Consider the following 22,111-nt stretch of genomic DNA (forward strand, 5'->3'; position numbering starts at 1 on the left):
ACTGAGCAGGGGAATGGTCGTGGCCGCCGCCGCGACGGGCATCCTGCCCATGTACGGTATCCAGGCGTTCGCGGTCTCGCACTCCGAGGTTTCCGCAAGCGCCTGCGGTGAATCCAGCGGCGTGCAGACCACGGTGGACCCGTCCTCCGGGGACTCGTGCACGAGCGGCCCGGCCTCCGGCTCCGGTGACGACCGCGACGGTTACGGCCACGACAGTGATGACGTCGACAAGGCCGGTCACGGGGACGCCGGCGGCTCCGGCAACGTCGGCGCCGACGACTCCAAGACGCCGGGTGGCCAGGGCGCCTCCTCCACGCAGCACTCCACCGCGCCGTCGGCACAGACGGCACCGCTGACGTCATCGGCCACCTCGGGCGAAGAGAGCGGATACGGCGACGACGACGCCGGCCACGGCCAGGGCCACGACGAAAGCGGCCACGGAGAAGGCGACAGCGGCGGCGACGTCGGTTACGGCCATGAAGAAAGTGGCTACGGCGAGGAGGAAGGCGGCTACGGCGAGGAGGAGGGCGGCTACGGCGACACGCCGACGACGAAGCCGCCGGCGGAGACGAAGCCGCCGACGTCACCGTCCACCACGCCGCCGGCGGAGACGAAGCCGCCGACCACGCCGCCTGTGTCGTCCCCACCGCACACCGAGCCCTCGGTCGAGCCGCCCTCTCTTGCCGAGACCGGCGGCGGCCAGCAGGTGCTGGCGGCTTCCGGCGTCGCCGCGCTGCTGCTGACGAGCGGCGCCGTCCTGTACCGACGAGGCCGGACCGCGTCCCGCCGGTAGTACAGCGCTCAGGGTGCCGGACGTACCGCGTCCGGCACCCTGGTGCGTTCCGGCCTCCCCCGGAATCACCCTGGACCTCCTCGGCCGCGGCTCACTCGTGCGGGTGGTCGGGGTGTGCGCAGGCGAAGAACCCAGTCGACAGAGTGGGCATACATATGACTGATCAACGGGGCGGATACGGGTAAACCAGTGGCAGCGCACGCTCCGGCTGCTGCACGGTGAGCGGAGAAGAGGGGCAGCCATGGCCGCTCGGCAACGGCGCCGCGGAAGATGGGCCGTGTACGTCGCGGCCGCTCTTCTCGCGTCGGCCGCTCTGGCACAGGTACCCGGACTCGCCGTGGGCGCCGGGGTGGAAGAGGCCGCCGAGACGCCTGTTCCGGCGATGCCTGTTCCGACGGCTCCGGTGCCGGCAGTCCCCGTGCCGACGGCTCCGGTGCCGGCAGTCCTGCCGGCGGCCCCCGTGCCGACAGTCCCCGTGCCGACAGTCCCCGTGCCGGCGGCTCCGGCGGCTCCCGTCGTCCCACCCGCACTGTCCGCATCCCCCGACCCGCAGCCCGCCTTCGGCGCCTACCTCCACTACAGCCCTCTCGGGGTGCTCCGTATGGCCGAGATCAGCCGGTGGCTGGACGGCCGCCACCCGCGCGTGGGGCGCACCTATCTGCCGGGCGACCGCTGGAGCAACATCGAAGGCGCCCCCGGCTTCCTCGACGCGTGGGCGAACTGGCGCCGGGCGAGGGCCGACCGGATGTTCGTCCTCAACGTGCCCATGCTGGAACGCAACGAGGACGGCCTCTCCGACGCCGAGGTCCGTGCCCTGCTGCGCCGGGGCGCGGCCGGGGAGTTCGACCCGCACTACCGCCGTCTGGCCGAGCGGTTGGTCGACTTGGGGGTGCCGGACACGGTCCTCGTGCTCGGCTGGGAGATGAACGGCGTCACGTACACCCACCGATGCGGGCCGGACCCGGAGGCCTGGAAGACGTACTGGAACAGAATCGTCACCACCATGCGCGCGGTGCCGGGTCAGCGATTCCGGTTCGACTTCGCACCGAGCCGCGGGCGTGACGCCGTCCCCTGGACCGACTGCTATCCGGGGGACGCCACGGTCGACATCATCGGCATGGACGCGTACGACCAGCCACAGGGGCTGTCCTTCGACGGACAGGTGACGGAGCCGTACGGCCTGCGGAAGCACGTGGAGTTCGCGAAGGAACACGGCAAGCCCATCTCGTATCCGGAGTGGGGCCTGTTCCGCAACGGCGACAACCCGGAGTACATGCGGCGCATGCTCGCCTGGATGGACGTGCACAAGCCGCTTTACCACTCGATCACCGACTACTGCCCGCACGGCGTGTGGCAGTGCGGGCGGAACCCGAAGGCGGCCGAGGTGTACCGGTCCGTGCTCTCCGGCCGCTCCGAGTCGGTGCCGGTGCCGAGTCCCGTGCCGACGCCCCGGCCGGAACCGACGGCGCCGCCCCACCCGGACTGCGCGCCGCTGAACCTGGGCGACTGGGTCGAGTACTGGCTCGGCGGAAGGCTCTGCATCCGCGTCGACTGGTGGTCGCGCTTCCGGTGACCCCGTTGTCCCCGCCGGCCGGACGGCGGCGGAGGGCTCAGGTCCCGCCGCCGCGCCGTTCCTTCCAGCCGCGCACCAGTTCCCTGGCCCGGGCGCGCGCGGCGACCTCGCAGACGACCACCGGCATCAGCGGGGCGGTGCGCCGCCGGGCCAGCAGCAGCCGCTGGTTGACCACGGGCTCGGGGCGCCAGCGGCGCTTGTACGGTTCGTCGCCGCGCAGCAGGCTGAGCGTGTCGCGCTCACCGCTGACGGCGTGCCGGGTGCCGGCGTCCAGCAGCATCACGGCGATGTCCGCCTTCCGCTCGCGCAGCCGCGGATGGACGCCGTACAGATAGCAGCCCGCCAGGCGAGGCGACAGCAGCGTCAGGTCGACGGCCACCACCTCGCCGTCCAGCAGGAACTCGGTGACCACGGCATCTCCTGAGCGCACCAGCGCCCCGGCCGCGCGCACGACGTGCGTGGCGAACCGTTCCCGGAGGTGCTCCGGCGTCACGCCGCGGCCCTGCCACTGCAGCCGGTGCAGTGCGAGGAGCCGCCGCAGCGCCGCGCCCGTCTCGTCGGGGGGCGCGGTCCGGCGCGTCACACCGAGCGCGGTCAGTTTGCGCAGGTGGGCCCGCGCCCGCCGGGCCTTCGCCCCGGGCAGCCGGGCCGTCAGCTCCTCCATCGGCACGGCGGGCAGTTCCAGGCACAGCGAGTCGCGCACCCGGCGGCGCGGTCCCCGCCAGTACGCGTAGACGCTTTCGGCCGCGCCGCCCGGACGGACCTCGCGGAGGTCGATCAGTGCGGTGCGGGCGGCCGCCGACAGCGCCTCGGCGAGCGCGGCCGCCGCACGGTCGGCGTGCTCGTCGTCGAGCAGTACGTCTCCGTAGTCGGAGATCGCCCCGCCCAGCGGGACGAGCCGGGGCAGCGTCCGCCCGACCCGCATCAGCGGCGCCGCCGCTCGCAGTTCGCCGCCGTCGCGCACCAGCACCAGCCGCAGCCGGCCGGGGGTTCCGTACGACGTCCACCACGAGTGCAGCCAGGCGTGGCTCTGGAACGGAGTCGCCGCGGCACACCTGCGGTAGAGGCGCTCCCAGGCGGGGCCCAGCGCGGCGAACTCCCGCTCGTCCGTGCACAGCGCGGCCCGCAGCGTGCCGGCGTCGGTCCGCAGCACCGCGCTCACAGCTGTCCCTGCGCGTCGGCGGCGGGAGCCGGACCGGGCACGGTGGCCGGGCGCGCGCCCTCGGCGGCGGCGCGCCGGGGACGGACCAGCAGCGCGAGGCCGCCCAGCAGGCCGCCCGCGCTCGCGCCCACCAGGCCGGTCAGCGCCGGGGACGCCGAGGACGGCTCGGTGGGCTTGACGGCCCGTGAGAACGGCAGGAGCGCGACGTGCGTGGCGACCTTGGCGTCGTCGGCGTGCCGGGTCAGCGAGCGGGCGACCGCGTTGGCCATGTCGGCGGCGAGACCGGCGCGCTCGGACGTGGCCGTCACGGCCACCATCGGCGCGTCCGGCGAGGTCGCCGACCGCACGCTCTCCCGCAGTGTCCTCACCGGCACCCCCGCCCGCACCTGGGCGTCCCCGAGCACCGCGGGCTGCGTGGCGACCCGGCCGTACGCCTGGGCGAAGCCGAGCGCCGTCTGCGGGTCCGACGTCGTGGTCGGTACGGCGATGACGTACGCCGTGGCCGAGTAGGCGGGCGGCGTGAGGGCGCCGTACGCGCCTCCGGCGAGGCCTCCGGCGAGGGTGCCTGCCACCAGCAGGGACCACCGCGGCAGCGCGCTCAGGCGCCGGAGCGCCGGGAGGCGCCGGGCCGGGGGCGACGGGGGTGCGGCCTTGGAGGTGATGGAGGTCATCAGGGGGTCACTCCCAGGGGTGACGGGGACGAGCAGGAGAGGGCGGCCGCGTACACGTCCATGAGTCGTGCGGCGCTGCGCGTGATGCAGTAGTGGCGGGCGGCGGCCGAGGCAGGGCGGGCCGGCGGGTGCGGCCGGCCGGTCTCGGCCCCGGTCCGGGTCTCGGCCAGGGCGCGGGTCTCGGCCAGGGCGCGGGCGAACGCGTCCGCGTCGCCCCGCACCCGGCGAGCCCCGGCGGTGAGACGCGGCGGGAGATCCTCGACGGCGGGACAGGAGGCGTACAGCACCGGCAGCCCCGCCGCCAGGCCCTCCACGACGGCGAGGCCGAAGGCCTCCTCGGGGCTCGGCGAGACCAGCACGTCCATCGCCGAGGTCAGCGACGGCAGATCGGGGCCGGAGGTGCCGTCGGGCAGGTAGGGCCGTGCGCCCGTGAACAGCACCCGGTCGGTCACCCCGGCCCTTTGGGCGGTGCGCCGCAGCACGTTCTCCTGCGGGCCGTCCCCGACCAGCAGCAGCCTGTAGTCGCGGGGGAGCCGGGCGAGTGCGCCGATCAGGACGTCGAACCGCTTGCCCGCGGTCAGCCGGCCGATGCCGCCGACGACGTACACGTCCTCCGGCAGCCCGAGCCGGCGGCGGGTGCGTTCGCGGGCGACCGGGTCGAAGCGGAAGCGGGCCACGTCGATGCCGTTGGGCACGATCTCGATGCGCGGCTCGGGTACGCCCCAGCGCGTGAGCCGGTCGGCCACCGTGGGGGAGACCGCGACCGTGGCGTGGCCCAGCCGTTCGCTGGCCAGGTACAGGGCGCGCACGCCGGCGGTCAGGGCGCGGCCCTCCATCTGCGAGTCGCCGAGGGAGTGTTCGGTGGCCACCACGGCCCGGACGCCCGCCAGGCGGGCGGCGACCCTGCCGTACACGCAGGCCCGGTAGAGGTGGGTGTGCACGAGGTCGTAGCGGCCGGACCGGATCAGGCGGGCCAGGCGCGGGACGGCGGTCAGGTCGCGGTTGCCGGCCATGCCCAGGTGGACGACACGGACGCCGTCCGCCGACAGGCCCTCGGCGACCGCGCCGGGGTTGGTGAGCGTCACGACGTCGCAGTCGACGGGCAGGTGGCGCAGCAGCAGCCGCAGTTGCTGTTCCGCACCGCCGACGCCGAGGCCGGTGATGACGTGCAGGGCCTTCAGCGCGGGCATCGCGGAGTTCACACCCCTTCGACGGCACGGTGGCGCAGCCGGTGCAGCCCGCGCTTGAGGTGCAGCCGCCAGGCCGTGTCCCGCTCGCCGACGTGCACCCGGGGCAGGGCGAGCGGGCCGGCCAGGTGGCCGGGGTCGGTGGCACAGGCGTAGGCGTAGCCGGCTTTCTCCACGGCGTCGACGACGCGGTGGTCGACCTTCCCGTACGGGTAGCAGAAGCCGCTGACGGGTGCACCGGTCATGCCGGAGAGCAGGTCTCCGCTGTCGTTCACCTCGGCGTGGAGCAGCGCGTCGTCGGCCCGGGTCAGGTCCACGTGCGTGAGGCCGTGCGAGCCGATCTCGATCCCCTCGGCGGCGGCCTGCCGGATGCCCTCCGCCGACAGCAGCGGCTTGCGCGGGCCGAGCGGGTCCCAGGCGTTGTCGCCGCCCAGCCTGCCCGGCAGCACGAACAGGGTGGCGCCGCAGCCGTGGCGGTGCAGCAGCGGCAGGGCGTGGGTGAGGAAGTCGGCGTACCCGTCGTCGAAGGTCAGCCCCACCAGGTCCTGCCCCGCGCCCCGGGCGCGCGCGGCGAGCAGCTCCCGCACGCCGACGCCGCGCAGGCCCCGGCGGCGCAGCCAGCCCAGCTGCCGGTCCAGGCGGCGGGGCGAGACGGTGACGCGGTAAGGGTCCTGGGAGCAGTCGCCCACCGAGTGGTACATCGCCACCCACGGGGGAGGACCGGGCCTGCGCGGGGGCGTGGCCGGCGCGGGAGGGGTGGAAGGGCCGCGGTCAGCGGAAACGGGCATGCGGAAGCCTCCGGGAGACGGTGCGCAGGGCGGGTGCGAGGTGCTGCGCGCCCGAGGGCCGGGCGAGCAGGAGGAAGACGACGGTCACGGCCGTGCCGCCGGCCGCGAGCCCGAGGGCGGGGGAGTCGATGCGGCCCGCGCAGAACCCGCCCACGCCGCAGGCGACGACCGCCGCGCGCAGCGGCCTGCCCATCCCGGTCAGCACCGCCCACGTGCGGATCGGCACTCCGCGCGTCTTCATGCCGTACAGCAGGATCAGTGCGGTGAGGGTGATGCCGGCCGCGTTGGCCGCGGCGATCCCCAGCACGCCCCACGAGCCGACCGTCGCCGCGCCGATCCAGGACGTGGCGACGATCCCGGCGGCCATGGCGGCCACCGGATACCAGGTGGGCCGCCCCGCCGAGAAGTACGACCGGACGAGCACGCCCACCAGTGCGTGGCCGAGCAGCCCGAGCGCGTACACGCGCATCACGGCGGCGGTGGCCGCGGTGTCCTGCGCGGTGAACGCGCCCCGCTGAAAGAGGAGGTGGACGAGGTGCGGGGCACACGCGACGACGGCCGCGGCGCCGAGCAGCACGACGCACGACACCACCGCGAGGTCGCGTTCGACACGGTCGCGGGCCCGCTCGGTGTCGCCCTCGGCCAGCGCCTGCGCCACGACCGGAAAGGTGACCGTGCACAGCATCAGGGCGAGCACCATCGGCATCTGGCCCACCTTCTGGGCGTAGTTCAGGTGCGAGATGGCGCCGGCCGGGAGCGTGGAGGCCAGGAAGCGCTCGATGAGGACCTGGGACTGGCGGCACAGGGCGAAGAGCAGGACGGTGACGATGAGGGCGAGGTTCATGGCGCGCCGGTCCGCCGGGTCCGCCGCGTCCTCCGGGAGGACCCTCCGCTTGCGGTGCGACTGCCGGAGAACGGCGGGCAACTGGGCGACGACCATGAGCACACCGCCCACCGCGACACCGACCGCCGCCGCTCCTACGCCCCAGCGGCCGCCGAGGACGAACATCGCCGTGATGATGGCGGCGTTGTAGGCGACGTAGATGGCCGCGGGCGCGACGAACCGGCGGTGCGCGCGCAGGAACGCGCTGCAGTAGCCGGCGAGACCGAAGGTGAGGACACAGCTGCCGGTCAGCCGGGTGCAGTCCACCGCGAAATCCGGGTCCGGGATCCCCGGCGCCAGGGCCCCGACCACGTACGGCGCGCCGCAGACGAGCAGCGCCGACACGGCGGCGAACGCCAGCGACAGGCGGGGCAGCGTGCCGCGGACCAGGACACGCACCGGGTCGCCCGCAGCGCCCTGGGCTCGGCGGGCCACGGCGGCGCTGAACGCCGGTACGAGGACGAAGGCCAGCCCGTCCTCGATCAGCAGCGTCGCCGCGAACTCCGGCACGGTCCAGGCGACCAGGAAGGCGTCCGTGTCGCTCCCCGCCCCGAAGAGGTGTGCCAGCGCCTGGTCCCGGCCGAGCCCCAGCAGCGCACCGGCCAGGGAGAGGACGACGGTGACGAGGGCGGCCCGGGCGAGAAGGCCCTGCGAGAGGGGTCCGGGACCGCCGGTGTCCGTGCCGGCGGGTGCCGGGGGGAGCGTGGTGTCCCTGGCGTCGGGAGGGGTGATCGTCATCGTGCCACGGCCTTCCGGGAGGCGGCCGGGTCGTCACTCGCCAGCGCCCACCACGCCGCCAACCCGAAGCAGACGGCGGTGAGGACGGTCGTGGGCCCGCCGATGTCGGCGTACGCGAAGTCGATCAGATGCCAGATCAGCAGCCCGCAGGCGACCAGCGCGCAGTCGAGGCCGGGGCCGTTCGCCCGGCGTGCGCGGACCAGCCGCCGCAGCCCCAGCACCAGCAGGGCCAGCCAGCTCCCCGCCAGCGCCAGCAGCCCGATGAGTCCCTGCTCGCTGAGCACCAGCAGGTACATGTTGTGCGGCGACAGCAGCGGCTGCTTCCGGTACGCCGCGCCCGCGCCCTCCGTGTCGCTCCCTGAGGACAGGGCCAGCGAGGCGTGCCCGTCGCGGTGCTCGGGGAAGCCTTTGAGACCGACGCCCGTCAGCGGCCGCTCGCGCCACATACCCGCGGCCGCCGCCCACATCGTGTACCGGTCGGTCACCGACTGGTCGGGTGCGTCGGCGACCTGCCCGAGGGTGCTCAGCCTCTCCTGGAGCAGCGCGGAGCCGACACCGAACCCGCCGACGAGGAGCACGGCGCCGGCGGCCACGACCGCTCCCGCCGTCACCGCCCGCCGCATGCCCGCCAGCGCCAGCTGCGCCCCGCAGGCCAGGGCGGTGGCAATCCACGCGCCCCGGCTGAAGGACACCGCCAGCGGCACCACCAGCAGCAGCGCGCACACCACGGCCCACACCCGCCCCCAAGCTCTCGGCTCCGTTCGAGCAGGGAGGTGCCCCCTCCGTACCGGCGCGGGTCCCAGCGCCAGCCCCACCGCGCACACCAGCCCGAAGGAGACCACGCTCGCCATCGCCATGACGTCGCCCGGTCCGAAGGTGCCGACGGCGCGGATCTCCCGGCCCATGTACGAGGCGCCGGTCCCGGTCGCGTACTGGTGCACCCCGACGGCTCCCTGCCACAGCGCGAGCCCCACCACCGCCCAGGCCAGCAGCCGGACGTCGCGCCGGTCACGGACGAGCAGCAGGACGGCGGCCGGGACGAGCACGAAGATCTGCAGACAGCGCCCGAAGCCGGTGACCGCCGCGCCCGGCACGGCGGCCCCCGTCGCCGCCACCGCGAACCCGGCCACGGGCAGGCCCAGCACCACGGCGGCGGTACGCGACAGGGGGCGTCGCCGGTGGAGCAGCAGACGTACCACGCACCACAGAACCAGGACACCGGACGCGGCGTCCGCGGCGGTCGCGCCCCCCTCACCGCCCGGGGCGACGGGCACCGCGAGCAGGGCGATCACCGCCACCACCGGCAGGACGGGCGCCGCCTCGCGCGCGGCGGGCAGGGCGTACGCGTGGCTCACCGGGCTTCAGCTCCCCGTCGCGCGGACCAGCGCGGCGGCCGTGCGCAGCAGGATGCACACGTCCTGCCACAGCGACCAGTCGTCGATGTACGCGTTGTCGAACCGGGCGCGGTCCTCGATGGAGGTGTCGCCGCGCAGGCCGTTGATCTGGGCGAGCCCGGTGATGCCGGTCCGCATGCGGTGGCGGGCGGCGTAACCGGGGTAGCTCTCGCTGAACACGGCGACGAAGTAGGGGCGTTCGGGGCGTGGGCCGACGAGGCTCATGTCGCCCCGGAAGACGTTCCACAACTGGGGCAGCTCGTCGAGCGAACTGCGGCGCAGGAAACGGCAGAAGCGGCTCATGTCCCGCTCGCCCGCCACGCTCCAGCGGGTGGCGGACTCGTGTGCGTCGGACGGGCGATGGGTGCGGAACTTCAGCAGCGTGAAGGGGCGGCCGTCCTTGCCGACGCGCTCCTGACGGAAGACGACGTCCGGCCCGTCGCTGACCCGGAGCACGAGCGCGCAGGCCAGCAGCACCGGGCTGACCAGGAGCAGCAGGGTCCCGGAGACCAGCACGTCGAGGGCGCGCTTGGCGGGGCCGCCGCGGTGTCGGCCGGCCTCCAGGCGGCGGCAGGAGAAGCCGGCGATCCGCTCGCGCGGGACCCGGTCGCCGGCCGTGCGTCCGGCTTTGTCGTACGCGGCGCTCCGGGCCCGGTCGTACGCCGGTGCGTCCGCGTCGACCTCCCACAGCGCGCAGCCCGTCTCGGCCAGTGACCGCAGCAGCGGGCCGCGTTCGCCCGCCGGGCCCACGATGAGCACGGCCCGTACGCCGTTCTGGATGACGGCCCGGTGCACCTCCTCGTCGGTGCCGAGCACCGGCAGTCCCTCGCCGCCGGCCGGGCCGTCGGCGAGGACGCCCACCGGCCTGAGACCGCACCCGGGGTGGCGCAGGAAGGCGGCGGCCACGCGCTGTGCGGTGGCGGCAGGACCGACGACGAGGGCCGCGGCGGGGTGGCGGACCAGCGCCCGGCGGCGGCGCCAGTGCACCATGCCGCGGCCCGCGCAGCTCGCCGCCGACTGCAGGGCGCAGCCGGTCAGCAACGCACGGACGGACAGGGCATGCGCCGGGGCGAACGCCGCGACCAGGGCCGCGAGCACGCACCAGCTCACCGCGATCCGGGCGCAGACGGCGGGGAGTTCGTCCAGGGCGGCGGGCACGGCGGCGGGGCGGTACAGCGCCGCCCGTGCGTTCAGACAGAGGACGGCGAGCAGCAGGGGCGCGGCCAGCAGGGGGTGGGGGAGTGCGGGGGCGGCGGTGAGCGCGGCGGCCGCGTCCGCGGCGAGCAGCGGCAGCCACGGAGCGGGCCGCGCCGTGGGGCGTTGCCCTGCGGGGCGCCGCAAGCCGTCGGCGGTCCCGCGCGGCGGAATGACCGAGACGGGCGGCAATCCGTGCTCCGGTGGCTGGCTGCCGGGGGGAGCGACGGTACGTTCGGCGGTCACGAGCGGATGGACTCCCTGCACTCGGTGCGTTCCGCGCGATGGGTCCCCGTGCGTCCGGCGTCGAGGAGTTCGCGGTAGAGGGCCGCGACCGCCTCGGCCGAGTGCCGCACGTCGTGCGCGGTCAGTACGTGGCGGCGCCCCTGGTGGCCGAGCGACTCCCGCAGCAGCGGATCGAGCAGAGCACGGGCGAGCGCGTCGCCCAGCGGGCCCGGTCGGCCGGCGGGCACCAGACAGTGCGCCCGGTGACCGGGCGGCAGGCTCTCGCGCGCCCCGGCCACGTCCGTGACCAGGACGGGACGCCCGCACGCCATCGCCTCCAGCGGGGCCAGCGCCATGCCCTCCCAGCGCGACGGCAGCACCACCAGGTCGGCCGCCCGGTACCAGGGGACGGCATCGGCCACGGCCCCGGCGAACAGCACGCCCTCGGGCGCGCGGTGTCGCAGCCGCGCTTCCTCCGGCCCGTCACCGACGAGTGCCAGCCTGGCCCCCGGCACCCGCTGCAGCACCGAGGGCCACGCCTCGAGCAGCACGTCCTGCCCCTTCTGCCGGCACAGCCGCCCCACGCAGACCACCAGCGGAGCGGCCGGATCGAGGCCGGTGAGCGGCGCGAGGGCGGCTCGTGCGGTGGTGACGGCGATGGGATGGAAGCGCGCCGGGTCGATGCCGTTGGGGATGACCCGCCAGCGTGCGCGCACTCCGGCGCGCACACCTCGCTCGCGTTCCGCCTCGCTGACGCAGACCACACGGGCGGCCCACCGTGCCCCCCACCGTTCCCACGCCGTGGCGGTCGCCGCCGTGACCCCGCCGACCGCCTCGAACGACCAGGCGTGCGGCTGGAACACCGTCGGGATGCGCCCCCGTACCGCCAGCCGGGCCGCGAGCCCTGCCTTGGCGCTGTGCGCGTGCAGCACGTCGGGGCGGACGTCGTCGGCGACATGCGCGAGCCGGCGTACCTCAGCGGGTAGCGACCGTCCCGGCGCCCGCGTGGCGGGCCAGTTCCGTACGCTCGCGCCGAGTTCCCGCAGTGTCTGCGCGAGGCCGCTCTCGGGGCACGCGACCGTGACGCCGAAACCGGCCGCACGTTGCGCACGCACCAGCTCGGTGACCACTCGGGCGACTCCGCCGTCCACCGGCTGGGTGACATGGAGGACGCGTGGTGAAGCCGCCCGTGTCGCGCTGCGCGACGATCCCGAAGACCGGCTGGTCATCACCGTGCGGGACGACGCGGAGGGCGGAAGCCGCGCCCTGACGGGCCGTCGGGCAGGTGGATCCCCGTGCGTGTCGCAGTGGAAAGATCCCGGGCGTGACGCATGACCGGCGTTGCCCCTTCGTGATGAACATCAACTTCTCGGCTGAATCAGGACGCATCACTCTATCCCGAAGTTTCACATTTATCGGGCAAGAGTGACACGTGTGTTGAAACCTCCCTGATTCGCGCAGGGTTGGCGCCTGATGGCGGGGGAGGGGGGGCGGCGCCGGGCCAGTGCCGTGCGGTCCCGATCTCGCGAGGCGCATGGGCGCGAGGCGCAAGGTCGGGAGGTGCAAGGCCGCGAGGTGCGAGGCCGCGAGGTGTGAGGCCGCGAGGTGTGAGGCCGCGAGGCCTGCCGTGGAGGCTCCGATCACCGTTGTCGGGTCCGGTGAACCGGCCGGCGCCACGGACTTCATGGTCTCCCGCGTTCATCCCGCGTTCATAGGAGGATGAGAAACCCAGATAAGACATGCCCTTCATTCGGGTGAGCTTGCGCGCGGGGCACCGGAATTTTCTGTGTGCGGAGTTTCCGCGGCGTCCGGGGCTCGTTAGAGGCGATGAAGCAATTCCCCCTGGTGACTTTCCAGTTGCCGAAGAAAGGAACACGATGAAGTCTCTGAAGGCTGCCGCCGTCATCGCCGGATCCATGGTCGTGGCCGGTATCGCCGCTCCCGCCGTCGCTCTGGACGTCGCGGCGGGCAAGCCCGACGTCACCGGTGTGGTGAACAAGGTCGCCAAGGACCCCGCCGACCTGGCGCTGCTGGACCAGGCGAATGTGCTCGACAAGAAGAAGAGCGGTCTGTCGGGCACCGTCGAGGGCGCGAAGACCACCCTGACCGAGCAGGCCGAGGGCCACGTGCTGGACGGACGCACCCTGCAGGTCTGAGCGGTTCGGGCGTTCTTTCGTCTCAGGCTTTTGCCCGGACCTTCATTCCGGGCTTTCTGCTGGACTTGTGTAGCGGGCGCTTGTGCCGTCCAGGGGCCGATCCCGTCGCGTGCGGGATCGGCCTCTGGATTGTGTGCCACATGGCTGTCAGGTGTCCGTCGTGACGAGGAGGAGACAGACCCTTGCGAACCAACAGACCACTTCGGTGTCCGTCGGTGCACAGTGAGGCCGGGCCCGCTGACGACCGTCCGTCAGCCGTCGCCGGTCCCCCGCGTGCCACGGGACGGCGGCGGGTGCTGTGGGGGCTGTCCGCGTCGGCGGTCGGCGGGATGTTCGCGCCGTTCCTGACGGCGTCGAGGCCGGCCGGGGCGGAGAAGGCGCGGTTCGCCGAGACGTATCGCGGGCGCCGCATCGTCGGCGTCGGGGAGGGCGACGGGCGCGGGCGCGACGGCTCCGGCGCATGGCACGTCACCGTGGACGGGCGACCGCTGCATCTGATGCGGCGGGCGGACGGCAGCTGGATGAGCATGGTCGACCACTACTGCTCGTATCCGACCCCGCTCGCCGCCGCGCGCGCGGCCGTCGACGAACTCGGCCCCGCCGAACAACTGGGCACGCCGGACGACGGGGGCAGCGGCATGGAGCCCAGCGGTACGCCGCGCGGAGGCAAGGCAACCGAGGGAGATCACCACCATGGTGTACACGCGTAAGGACGTCAGCACCCTCACCCGGTCCGAGCGGCGCCGGTTCGTCAACGCGCTGCTCGAGGTCAAACGCCGCGGCGAGTACGACGAGTTCGTGCGCACGCACATCGAGTACTACGTCTCCGACGGCGAACGCGGGCTGCGCACCGCCCACATGGCACCCTCCTTCCTGCCCTGGCACCGCAGGTTCTTGCTGGACCTGGAGGACGCGCTGCGCCGGGTCGACGAGTCGGTGACCGTGCCGTACTGGGACTGGACGCGCACCCGCACCCCCACGGCCGTACCGTGGACCGAGGACCTGCTCGGCGGGACCGGGCGCCCGTCCGACCGGCAGGTCATGACGGGCCCCTTCGCCTACCGCAACGGCGAGTGGACCATCAAGGTGGGAATCACCCGAACCGAGTTCCTCAGGCGCGACCTGGGCCGCTCCCGGGACCCGATCGCCCTGCCCACGGCCGGCGATGTGAAACGGGCCATCGACGACCCCGTCTACGACACGGCCCCCTGGGACTCCACGTCCGCCAAGGGGTTCCGCAACAAGCTGGAGGGGTGGGGGCGAGGCCGGGGCGCCGCTTCGTGGCACACCCACAACCGGGTCCACCGCTGGGTAGGCGGCCACATGGTCGGCGGTGCCTCCGTCAACGACCCCGTCTTCTGGATGCACCACGCCTTCGTCGACCTCCTCTGGTCCCGCTGGCAGCGGCGGCACCGGGGCGCCCGCTACCTCCCCGCGAAGCCGCTCGCCCGGGGCGACGCCCAGCGCGGCCGGATCGTCGCACGGCACGAGAAGTTGCCGCCGTGGGACGTGACACCCGCCGAACTGGAGGACCACAGCGGGATCTACCGGTACGCCTAGAGCCTTCGTTCGGGATCGTCCCGACTCCGAGTGACAGTGCCTGGCCGCCTCCGCGGTCCCGGAGTGATCCGGAAGACGGTCCCTGGCCGCACGGCACCGCACCGGACGCCCGCCGCGGTCGAGGCCCACGTCTGCCGCCCACGGACCGGGCACAGGCCCGCGACCCGGCCCGCATCGGCCGGGTCCCCTGCCTGCTCGCCTCGACCGTGCACCGCGTCCCGGGCCGGTGCACGGCCTGAACCGCCTGGCCTGGCTCGACCGGCCCGCCGGCCGGCCGGCGCGCCGGCGCGCCGCTACGAGCGGGCTCTGGGGGGGGTGAGCTGATCCACGTCGCCATCAGGAGCGAGAGGAGTCGCACAGGCGAACCGGCCAGGTAGCCCGACTCCATCGCCAACACGCATTCCAGCTGCGTGGTGGGGTGGTGGGGTGGTGGGGTGCGTGCGGGTGATGGCGCTCTTCGAAAGCGGCCACCCCCTGATCGGTAGTCACCCCACACCTGCTCGATGGATCTCCCCAGCCATAGGGCACCTGACCTGCCGCCGGGCGCCACAGGGGAGAGGCCGCCATGGGCAGCCGGTTCCCCCTGCGGGCTGCCCAGGGTGACCTAGGGCCGGCGCCAAGCGCCGCCGTAAGCACCGGAACCGTACGGGCACGACCCACGACTACGGGCCGCTCGTGGCCTTCTTGCCCCCGAGGACGCGCGCTGGCTCACAGGGGACGCCTTCCCCGTCTCCGGCGGCAAGGGTTGACGCCAAGCGGTCATCGCCGCGTTCCCGGAGTCAGCCGGAGTCGTTGCTCAAGGTCAGCGAGGGGTGAGGAGGCAGAACTCGTTGCCTTCCGGGTCGGCCAGAACCGTCCAGGAGATTGCGGACTGATCGATATCGGGGTCGGTGGCGCCCAGGGCGCGCAGTCGCGCTGCCTCTGCGGCCAGGTCGTCACCGGGGTAGGGGCAGACGTCGAGGTGGACGCGGTTCCACACGCTCTTGGTGTCAGGGGTGCGGAGGAACTCCAGGTAGGGGCCTACGCCTTTGCCGGAGCGCATGGTCGCGTGGTCGTCGGTGACCTCGTGCAGCGTCCAGTCCATCGCCTCGCCCCAGAACCGGGCCATCCCTCGTGGGTCGGTGCAGTCGACCACCACTGCGGCGATCGGCCCGGTGTCCTGGTAGACCGGACGGGGCTCCAGGACACAGAACTCGTTGCCTTCCGGGTCGGCCATGACCGTCCAGGGGACGTCGCCCTGACCCACGTCGGCGAGCGTCGCGCCGAGATCCTTCAAGCGCGCGACCAACTCCGCTTGATGGGCAGTCGAGGTGGTGGCCAGATCAAGGTGCACGCGGTTCTTGACCGTTTTGGGTTCCGGGCGGGCGACGATGTCGATGCAGACGGCAACGGGGTCGGGGTAGGCGAAGCCCACGGGTTCGAGGTTGGTCACGCCGGGCCCCTCGCTGTCGACACCCCAACCGAGTGCCTCCGCCCAGAACCGGCCGAGCGCGGAGTCGTCCTGGGCCTTCATGTTGATCTGCACGAGTCGTGTTGCCATGCCGCAGATCCTAGAATTTCTGCCGGTCCAGGCCGCCGCGATCAGACATGTGCTCGACCAGGTGCTGACTGTGGTCGCGCTTGCCGAGACTTCCGACCGGGCGAGTCCTTGTGAACGAAGGCGCGCACCGACGCCGACGCCACTGACCGATCCTGCTGCTCAAGTTGGCGCCGGCCGACTCGGGCCCACACGCTCCACGAGCGGGCGACCCCAGCGGACAACCCGCGCGACGCTGGCTGAGGCACCCCACTCCGTTGAACTCCGGACCAAGTGGGGCGACGAGTAGCCTTGGCCGTTTTCCGAGATTCTCATCACGGGGGCGTTCACCTGAGCCACTCGGTGAACGGCCCATGTGCGCCGGGGCTCCAGAAGGCGAAGTCCTCCTCGATGTTGTCCACGGCCATTGCTGCTCGGTAGCCGATCACATGGAGTCCAAGTGCGGCGCCGGCCGCGCGGTGGCAGGCGGCTCCACGCCTTCTTCGCCGCGCTGTACTACTGCGGGCAACCGCGGCCCGAGGCAGCCGTGGCCATGCGGGTGGAGGACGGCAAGCTGCCGGAACCTGACGCCGAGGACCGGTGGTGCGGGCTCCTGATCCACGCGGCGACGCCGGAGATCGGAATACAGTGGACCGGCACGGGTGAGAAACACGAGCGCCGCGACCTGAAGGGCCGCGCGGAGGGCGGGACACGCACGTCCCGGGATATCCGGCTCTCACTCGCATCCTGCGCCGGTGCATCGCCGACGAACAGCTCAAGCCGGGTGATCTGCCCTTCCAGGGTGAGGTCGGCGGCGTCCTCGCCGGTTCCGTCACCGCCGGGCGTGGCGCGGTGCGCGCAAGGCCGTGCTGCCGCCGCACGTCTTCGACTCGCCGACCGGGCGGCGCGTGACGACAACCGGCACACGCGCTTGACGAGTGGCTCAACGACGGGGTTCCGCCCGCCCAGGTGGCGGAGTGGGCCGGGAACAGCGTGGCCGTGCTCCTCGCCACGTACGCACGGTGCGTCGACGGGCAGCCGCCCGATCTGAAGCGGCGGCTCGAAGCCGCGGGCGACCTGCCGGAGGCGCCCGCGCCGGCTGATCCTCCGGCCGGGATCTTCGACACGTATTCGACACAGCCACCCGCGAAAACCCGGTGACAGCCGTACGGCCCCGGATCCCGCCTTTGATCATCAAGGGGCCTTCCGGGGCCTCGCCGTGTCGCCCCGCACCCACCCTGACCAGCAAAAAGCCCTCCCATGAGGGAGGGCGGAGACTTGCGCCCCCGGCAGGACTCGAACCTGCGGCCAAGCGCTTAGAAGATGCGGGCACGCCGTGGTGAGCCGGTCCGATCGTCCCATGTCGGTATCGTGCTGGGCCGCCGAGTGCTGCTGCCGTCCGCCGTCGTTGCCGTCAGCACTGCCGTCACTGCCGTCGGCGGCGCTGCCGTGTGACCACCGCATTAGGAGTTCGATTCGCGCCCACTCCGGCTGCGGTCGGCGACTGGTGCGATGGCCGGACGAAGACACTGGTGTACGCCTCCGTCCGACGTCGTTGATGTCAGCCGTGGATGTCAGAAACCTTCTGTTCCGTAGCTCTACAGAGATCGGTCATTGAAGGTCATACGGGCTGCCGGAAGGGCCATGAGGGCTGGTGTCGGGCTCAGTCGGTTGCTGGGGTTGCTGAACTTCGCTGCCGTATCGCAGCCAGGGACGTCGCTCCCGCTGCGGCGGCCGCCCGCCCTATGCGGCTCGGTCAGCGACCGGCATCGCGACCGCTTGAGGCCCCCTAGCGAGACTCTGTCCGACAGGGGCAGCGCCGGCCACTATGGATCAGGGAGGGTGCTCAGCCAAGGTGCGAGTAGGGGGCCAGGGAGAGAGACTGGAGGAGCGCCACTGCAGACAGCGGGTGCTTAGCTTGGTGATCTTATGTCAACGGAACCTATGAAACCCGTGGACCAGATCCTCGATCGGCTCCCTAGACTGGCTCGTAAACGAAATCCGCAAGTTGCAGCGTTCTGGGGGTTCGTTTTGGGGGGGTTGGCCTTGGGAATTTACTTTAGGTCATTCATCGACTTCATCATGCCGATCATATTCGTGGTGGTGATGACATATTTTGTCGGCGATCTTGGATTTCTCGTAGGCGCGGTAGTCGCTTCGGCGTACGGGTATTTCCGGGCCGAAAATTCAAACAAGCGACTGGAAGCCGAGGAAACCCACTTACAGATGGCCGACAATGCGCCGCACGCGCTCTCAGCTTAGCTCGGGGTCTCTATGGGTGGGTTGCTGGGCTGACCTGTGAGGGCGGCTATGGGCCTGCTTGGCCGGCGGCCTGGCCTCCGTCGTTCCCGGTGGTTGCCCGCACGATCTGGCACGGATCTGGCACGACCTCTTCGTCCCGAAGCAACTTGGGTGGGCCCCTGACCTGGGGCTGGTGTGCCTCTCACCTGCTGGGATGGTCCACGAGTGTGCGTGGTTATTCGCCGCTGTCCGTCTGCGTTGTCACGCAGTTAGACACTCACCTTGGCGACGGTCGGGCAGGGGGGCTGCTGCCGTTTCGCCGGGCGCGGCGACCGCCCACCTCCCTGTCGTTATTGGCACTGCGGGTGTTGTTTCCCGAGTGCTGCTAAGGCCCCGTACGTGGTCCAGCGGCCCACCAATTCTCAATGGTGCCGTAATGTGTCAAATATAGGTGGGTTACCGCTCCGACCAACTCGCCCCAAAGTGTCTGTGGGACGCCTAGTTCGGGTTCGATACTGTCCATGTGGGCGAGAATGGACAGATGGATAGCTCCATCGAAACGCGTTTCCGGGGTGGAAAAGTAATCTGCGTCTTCGATGTTCACATAGGCGGCGCGAACCATACTGTCGAAGGCGGGGGGAGGAATGGCGTCATCAACGAAGAGCCCGATCTTCATTAAGAAACTGAAAGCGGCTGCGATCGCCACTCCGTGTGCGGCTTGCGCGCCTTCTGAATTATTCAAATCTTTGAAGTTGCGCTGCTGTGTGCGGGCGTGTTCAAGCTGCCTAGCGACGTGACGCGTGCGGGCAAGCCATGTGAGGCGTCGAGCGGCAGCGGCGTCGAATGCGTGATCGGGGTGGAAGTAAATGCCGACCGAGTCCGTTTGGCTGATCATCAAGGAAAACGGATTTATCTGCTCCTGAGGTAGGGCGTACCATCCTTTCCCTTGGGAAATGTCCCAGATCGCTATCACAACAGTGTCAGCGGTATTTGCCCAGCGAGACGCGTGACCTGTTGGGACTCTGAGTGCTGGTAGCTCGCCTTTTCGGTTCCTCTTTACTGTTTCCCGTCCTTTTACCTGCACCCAGATGCGACAGTCATCCATCTCCCCCTCCCAGGATGTCTGCACCAACAGGTCCTCTCCGTAGTCATTTCTTATCTCCTCTACGGCGGCTCCGCTCTTGATCCATTCTTGACTGACGGCGGATACGGCTAGCGCCGCAATCTCGTGACTGCGTGGCCGATTCGTCATGTCGGTCCCCCTAGTTCCTCAGTAGGGGGAAGCTACCAAGGGCCACTGACAGTGTGCCGATGGATACGCGAGAAGGTCGGCGGAGCGGCTTTGGCCGGTAGCCTGCCCGGTTTGGGGTCGAGCATGATCAGGGGGCCGTACGCTGGTTGGCAACTCGGGCAGGCTTTGGACCTGCCCGCAATGTGCACGAGTGGCCCCCTGGTCTTGCTCGACGCGGGACCCGGACCGGGGAGGTGGCTAAAGCCGTGGAGCCGACCGGCCCAGCCACAGAGGGTGTCTCCCACGTCATGCCCGCAGCTCGCCAGCGCGCCGCCGGGCGCGGCCAGCCGGGGCGAAGACAGGAGGCAGGCCGCGCCGCAGAGGCGGCGCGCGCCCGCGCCGTGCGCGGGCACTTGATGAAGTAGGGAAAGTCTTACCCCACCTTGATCGGTGCCCTCGATCGTGGCCTGTCGGCTCACCGCTCGACTCGGCTACCGTTCCATCCATGTCTTCTGCACTGGACACGCCCCAGGGAGCGGCTGAACTCGCTGAGTCCCTGCTTCCCCCGCTCGGGAACCGCTGGCTGCACACTCAGGCCGTGGCTGCTCGGGCGCGCGAGGCATCCGTGGCTGTGTCCGAGGTGGACCGGGATCTCCTCGTCGCTGCCGCGTGGCTGCATGACATCGGCTACGCACCGGAGCTGCGTGATACCGGCTTCCACCCTCTCGACGGTGCTCGGCATCTGGAATCGCTGGGTGCGCCGGCGCGCCTGGTGCGGCTGGTCGCGCATCACTCCGGAGCCGTGTACGAGGCGGAACAGCGCGGGCTGTCGGCGGAGCTGGCCGTCTACGAGCGGGAAGACTCTCCGGTCCTGGATGCCCTGATCTTCGCCGACATGACGACCGGTCCCGCCGGGCAGTCCTTCGACTTCGATGCCCGGATCGACGAAATCCTCGTGCGCTACGAGCCGGGCACTGAAGTGCACAACGCGATCAGCAAGGCGCGGCCGTACCTGCGGGGCGCTGTCGAGCGGACCCTTGACCGCATGGCTCATCAGCCGATGTAGGGCTCTGCCCGGTCGGTCAGGCCGTGCTCGATCCGCATGCGCATCGACGGGTGGATGTTCAGTTCGCCCAGCTTGCTCGGGTCGACGAAGGCCACTTCCTTGCTCTCGCTGCTCGTCCGCAGCTCGCCACCGGTGATGCGGGCGTGGAAGCAGATGGAGAACTGCTGCCGGACCTCGCCGTCGTCGTACGCCATGACGTGCCCGGGGTTGGTGTAGATGCCCACGAGGCCGGTCACCTCCACGTCGAAGCCGGTCTCTTCCTTCGTCTCGCGCACGGCTGCGTCCGGTGCTGACTCGCCCAGGTCGACGCCCCCTCCGGGTAGGGCCCAGAGGTCATTGTCGGTCTTGTGGATCAGCAGGACCTCTCCGGCCTCGTTGCGGGCGACGGCGGTCACGGAGGGAACGAGGCTGTTCGCCTTTGGGGCGTTGGGATCGTTGAAGTAGTCGACGCGGGCCATGCGTTCAGCCTTGCACGTCCGCGGCCTGTTATGCCGCCCGGCCTCGCTCCCATGCGTAGTCGAAGCTCCGCATGTAGTGCCGGAAGGTCCGCGCTCCGGGGAGGTACCGGAAATGCATCACCGGGTTCTGGCCGGCGGGAGCCCCGAGGACGTGCGGGTTCACCAGGACGTCCTCGTCGAACCGGTAGATCGAGTTGTAGAGAATCGTGTCGTGCAGCCGGACTTCGACGCCGGGCGTCGACATGGCGGGCTCTAGGTAGCGGCGGGTGATCCGGGCGCGTGCGGCCAGATCGCCATCGATGCCCTCCTCTTCGCCGCGCTGGCGGACCGCTTCGGAGTCGGGGTCGCCGAGCAGGATGCGGACCTGGGCGCCGGCCTTCGCCTTCTCGGCCAGCTGGTCGGGCAAGTCCGGGTGACTGTCGAAGAGGAACAGTCCGGCGTACACCAGGATGTCGACCTGGTCCGTTGCGTTCTCGATCAAGGATGACCAGAGCGGAGCGGGAACCGCACCACGGTGCGGGTAGTACGTGATCAGCTCGGATGCGCTGGCCTTCTCCGCTTGCTTCTCCACCGACGGCCAGAGGTAGACCTCGTCGACTCCGAGGAAACTCGCCGCCTTCCAACGGTGCCCTCGGTGCGGAGTGCGGTTGGTGGTGATCCACCGTTCGACGCTCTTGGGGTCCACGCCGACGTGCTCGGCAACGGACTGGATCGTCTCACCCTTCGCTGAGATGGCCGTCCGTAAACGCTCGTTCGCCACGTCCTGTCCTTCCGTCCGGACCTCTGGGGACGTTTTGACGGTAGCTCAGACGTCCCCAAACGTCCATACGGGCGGTGATGCGTCCACCCCCTCACGCGGTCTCCTGATTCCACCGACGGGATGTCGGTCAACACCTCACTTCAGCAGGAGATAAGACGATGCGTCAGATCCCCGTGGACACCTCCAACGCCACCGTGATGGTCGCCAAGGCCCCGCAGCCCAAGGTGAAGGACCGTCGGACCGGTGAGATCGCCACCGACAAGGACGGCGTCACCCTGATGGTCGTGGAGGTCATGTTCTCCACGCCCGACGAGGTCGAGATCCTCAAGCTCACCGTCCCGCAGTCCGGCGTCTCGGAGGACCTGACCATGGGCACCCCGGTCGTCCTGACGGGTCTGGTCGCTTCGGCGTGGGAGAACGAGTTCAACGGCCAGAAGCGGCACGGGATCGCCTTCCGCGCGGTCGCGGTGACTTCGCTGGCCGCTGCGGGCTCGGCCTCGAAGGCGGCCTGAGCC

General features: G+C 71.4%; 20 protein-coding genes and 1 pseudogene. 9 read left to right on the forward strand and 12 right to left on the reverse strand.

The features are described 5' to 3' along the window. Positions 1–19 precede the first annotated feature (19 nt). Both VE614_RS16605 and VE614_RS16610 read left to right on the forward strand, forming a co-directional pair. Positions 20–793 (forward strand): hypothetical protein, encoded by a 774-nt coding sequence (locus VE614_RS16605; protein ID WP_324937189.1) that lies wholly within the window; start codon positions 20–22, stop codon positions 791–793. Between the two features lie 241 nt (positions 794–1,034). Continuing rightward, on the forward strand, positions 1,035–2,366 hold the full coding sequence (locus VE614_RS16610) for a glycoside hydrolase family 26 protein (protein WP_324937191.1): 1,332 nt from the start codon (positions 1,035–1,037) through the stop codon (positions 2,364–2,366). Positions 2,367–2,403: 37 nt separating this feature from the next. Here the strand turns inward: VE614_RS16610 and VE614_RS16615 are convergent, their stop codons facing one another. The 8 genes from VE614_RS16615 to VE614_RS16650 are packed head-to-tail and all read right to left on the reverse strand — an operon-like array spanning position 2,404 to position 11,837. Continuing rightward, complete coding sequence (locus VE614_RS16615) at positions 2,404–3,528, reverse strand: GNAT family N-acetyltransferase (RefSeq protein ID WP_324937193.1); 1,125 nt, start codon at positions 3,526–3,528, stop codon at positions 2,404–2,406. After that, the gene (locus tag VE614_RS16620; RefSeq protein WP_324937195.1) at positions 3,525–4,199 is read right to left on the reverse strand and encodes a lipopolysaccharide biosynthesis protein; all 675 of its coding nucleotides are present in this window, start codon (positions 4,197–4,199) and stop codon (positions 3,525–3,527) included. The genes VE614_RS16615 and VE614_RS16620 overlap by 4 nt, the downstream gene beginning before the upstream one ends. After that, positions 4,199–5,380, reverse strand: a complete 1,182-nt coding sequence (locus VE614_RS16625) for a glycosyltransferase (protein WP_324937382.1) — start codon at positions 5,378–5,380, stop codon at positions 4,199–4,201. Before VE614_RS16625 ends, VE614_RS16620 begins: the two co-directional genes overlap by 1 nt. 17 nt (positions 5,381–5,397) lie before the next feature. Then, positions 5,398–6,174, reverse strand: a complete 777-nt coding sequence (locus tag VE614_RS16630; RefSeq protein ID WP_414719581.1) for a polysaccharide deacetylase family protein — start codon at positions 6,172–6,174, stop codon at positions 5,398–5,400. Next, positions 6,158–7,795, reverse strand: coding sequence for a murein biosynthesis integral membrane protein MurJ (gene murJ / locus VE614_RS16635; RefSeq protein ID WP_324937198.1), 1,638 nt, complete (start codon positions 7,793–7,795; stop codon positions 6,158–6,160). The genes VE614_RS16630 and murJ overlap by 17 nt, the downstream gene beginning before the upstream one ends. Next, positions 7,792–9,150: an O-antigen ligase family protein gene (locus VE614_RS16640; protein WP_324937200.1), complete on the reverse strand. Its 1,359-nt coding sequence runs from the start codon at positions 9,148–9,150 to the stop codon at positions 7,792–7,794. Before VE614_RS16640 ends, murJ begins: the two co-directional genes overlap by 4 nt. 6 nt (positions 9,151–9,156) lie before the next feature. After that, positions 9,157–10,629 carry an exopolysaccharide biosynthesis polyprenyl glycosylphosphotransferase gene (locus VE614_RS16645; protein WP_324937202.1) on the reverse strand — a complete coding sequence of 491 codons (1,473 nt, stop codon included), beginning with the start codon at positions 10,627–10,629 and terminating at the stop codon, positions 9,157–9,159. Continuing rightward, positions 10,626–11,837 (reverse strand): glycosyltransferase family 4 protein, encoded by a 1,212-nt coding sequence (locus tag VE614_RS16650; protein ID WP_324937205.1) that lies wholly within the window; start codon positions 11,835–11,837, stop codon positions 10,626–10,628. Before VE614_RS16650 ends, VE614_RS16645 begins: the two co-directional genes overlap by 4 nt. A 648-nt stretch (positions 11,838–12,485) precedes the next feature. Between VE614_RS16650 and VE614_RS16655 the strand changes: the two genes are divergently transcribed. The 4 genes and pseudogenes from VE614_RS16655 to VE614_RS16670 all read left to right on the forward strand — a co-directional run. Continuing rightward, positions 12,486–12,764, forward strand: coding sequence for a hypothetical protein (locus VE614_RS16655; protein WP_324937207.1), 279 nt, complete (start codon positions 12,486–12,488; stop codon positions 12,762–12,764). Positions 12,765–13,057: 293 nt separating this feature from the next. After that, positions 13,058–13,474 carry a tyrosinase family oxidase copper chaperone gene (locus VE614_RS16660; RefSeq protein WP_324937209.1) on the forward strand — a complete coding sequence of 139 codons (417 nt, stop codon included), beginning with the start codon at positions 13,058–13,060 and terminating at the stop codon, positions 13,472–13,474. Next, complete coding sequence (locus VE614_RS16665; RefSeq protein WP_324937211.1) at positions 13,458–14,324, forward strand: tyrosinase family protein; 867 nt, start codon at positions 13,458–13,460, stop codon at positions 14,322–14,324. Before VE614_RS16660 ends, VE614_RS16665 begins: the two co-directional genes overlap by 17 nt. A gap of 90 nt (positions 14,325–14,414) precedes the next feature. Beyond that, a pseudogene (locus tag VE614_RS16670) lies at positions 14,415–14,610 on the forward strand (IS481 family transposase); the annotation flags it as partial. Between the two features lie 516 nt (positions 14,611–15,126). Here VE614_RS16670 and VE614_RS16675 read toward each other — a convergent pair. Beyond that, complete coding sequence (locus VE614_RS16675) at positions 15,127–15,864, reverse strand: VOC family protein (protein WP_324937213.1); 738 nt, start codon at positions 15,862–15,864, stop codon at positions 15,127–15,129. A 1,929-nt stretch (positions 15,865–17,793) separates the two neighbouring features. Here VE614_RS16675 and VE614_RS16680 point away from each other — a divergent pair. After that, positions 17,794–18,102 (forward strand): hypothetical protein, encoded by a 309-nt coding sequence (locus VE614_RS16680; RefSeq protein WP_324937215.1) that lies wholly within the window; start codon positions 17,794–17,796, stop codon positions 18,100–18,102. 364 nt (positions 18,103–18,466) lie between these two features. On the opposite strand, the gene VE614_RS16685 is transcribed toward VE614_RS16680, so the two are convergent. Then, complete coding sequence (locus VE614_RS16685; RefSeq protein ID WP_324937216.1) at positions 18,467–19,333, reverse strand: DUF4365 domain-containing protein; 867 nt, start codon at positions 19,331–19,333, stop codon at positions 18,467–18,469. A 484-nt stretch (positions 19,334–19,817) separates the two neighbouring features. On the opposite strand from VE614_RS16685, the gene VE614_RS16690 reads away from it, so the two are divergent. Then, a complete protein-coding gene (locus VE614_RS16690; RefSeq protein ID WP_324937218.1) occupies positions 19,818–20,378 on the forward strand; it encodes an HD domain-containing protein in 561 nt (186 codons plus the stop codon). Here VE614_RS16690 and VE614_RS16695 read toward each other — a convergent pair. Both VE614_RS16695 and VE614_RS16700 read right to left on the reverse strand, forming a co-directional pair. Next, entirely contained in the window at positions 20,366–20,836 is a 471-nt protein-coding gene (locus tag VE614_RS16695; protein ID WP_324937220.1) for an NUDIX domain-containing protein, read from the reverse strand. The two genes, VE614_RS16690 and VE614_RS16695, sit on opposite strands and share 13 nt — an antisense overlap. 28 nt (positions 20,837–20,864) lie before the next feature. After that, positions 20,865–21,596 carry an XRE family transcriptional regulator gene (locus VE614_RS16700; RefSeq protein ID WP_324937222.1) on the reverse strand — a complete coding sequence of 244 codons (732 nt, stop codon included), beginning with the start codon at positions 21,594–21,596 and terminating at the stop codon, positions 20,865–20,867. 158 nt (positions 21,597–21,754) lie between these two features. On the opposite strand from VE614_RS16700, the gene VE614_RS16705 reads away from it, so the two are divergent. Next, a complete protein-coding gene (locus tag VE614_RS16705; RefSeq protein ID WP_324937224.1) occupies positions 21,755–22,108 on the forward strand; it encodes a hypothetical protein in 354 nt (117 codons plus the stop codon). Positions 22,109–22,111 lie beyond the last annotated feature (3 nt).

The organism is Streptomyces sp. (genome assembly GCF_035645055.1).
In the GTDB taxonomy this organism is placed as follows: domain Bacteria; phylum Actinomycetota; class Actinomycetes; order Streptomycetales; family Streptomycetaceae; genus Streptomyces.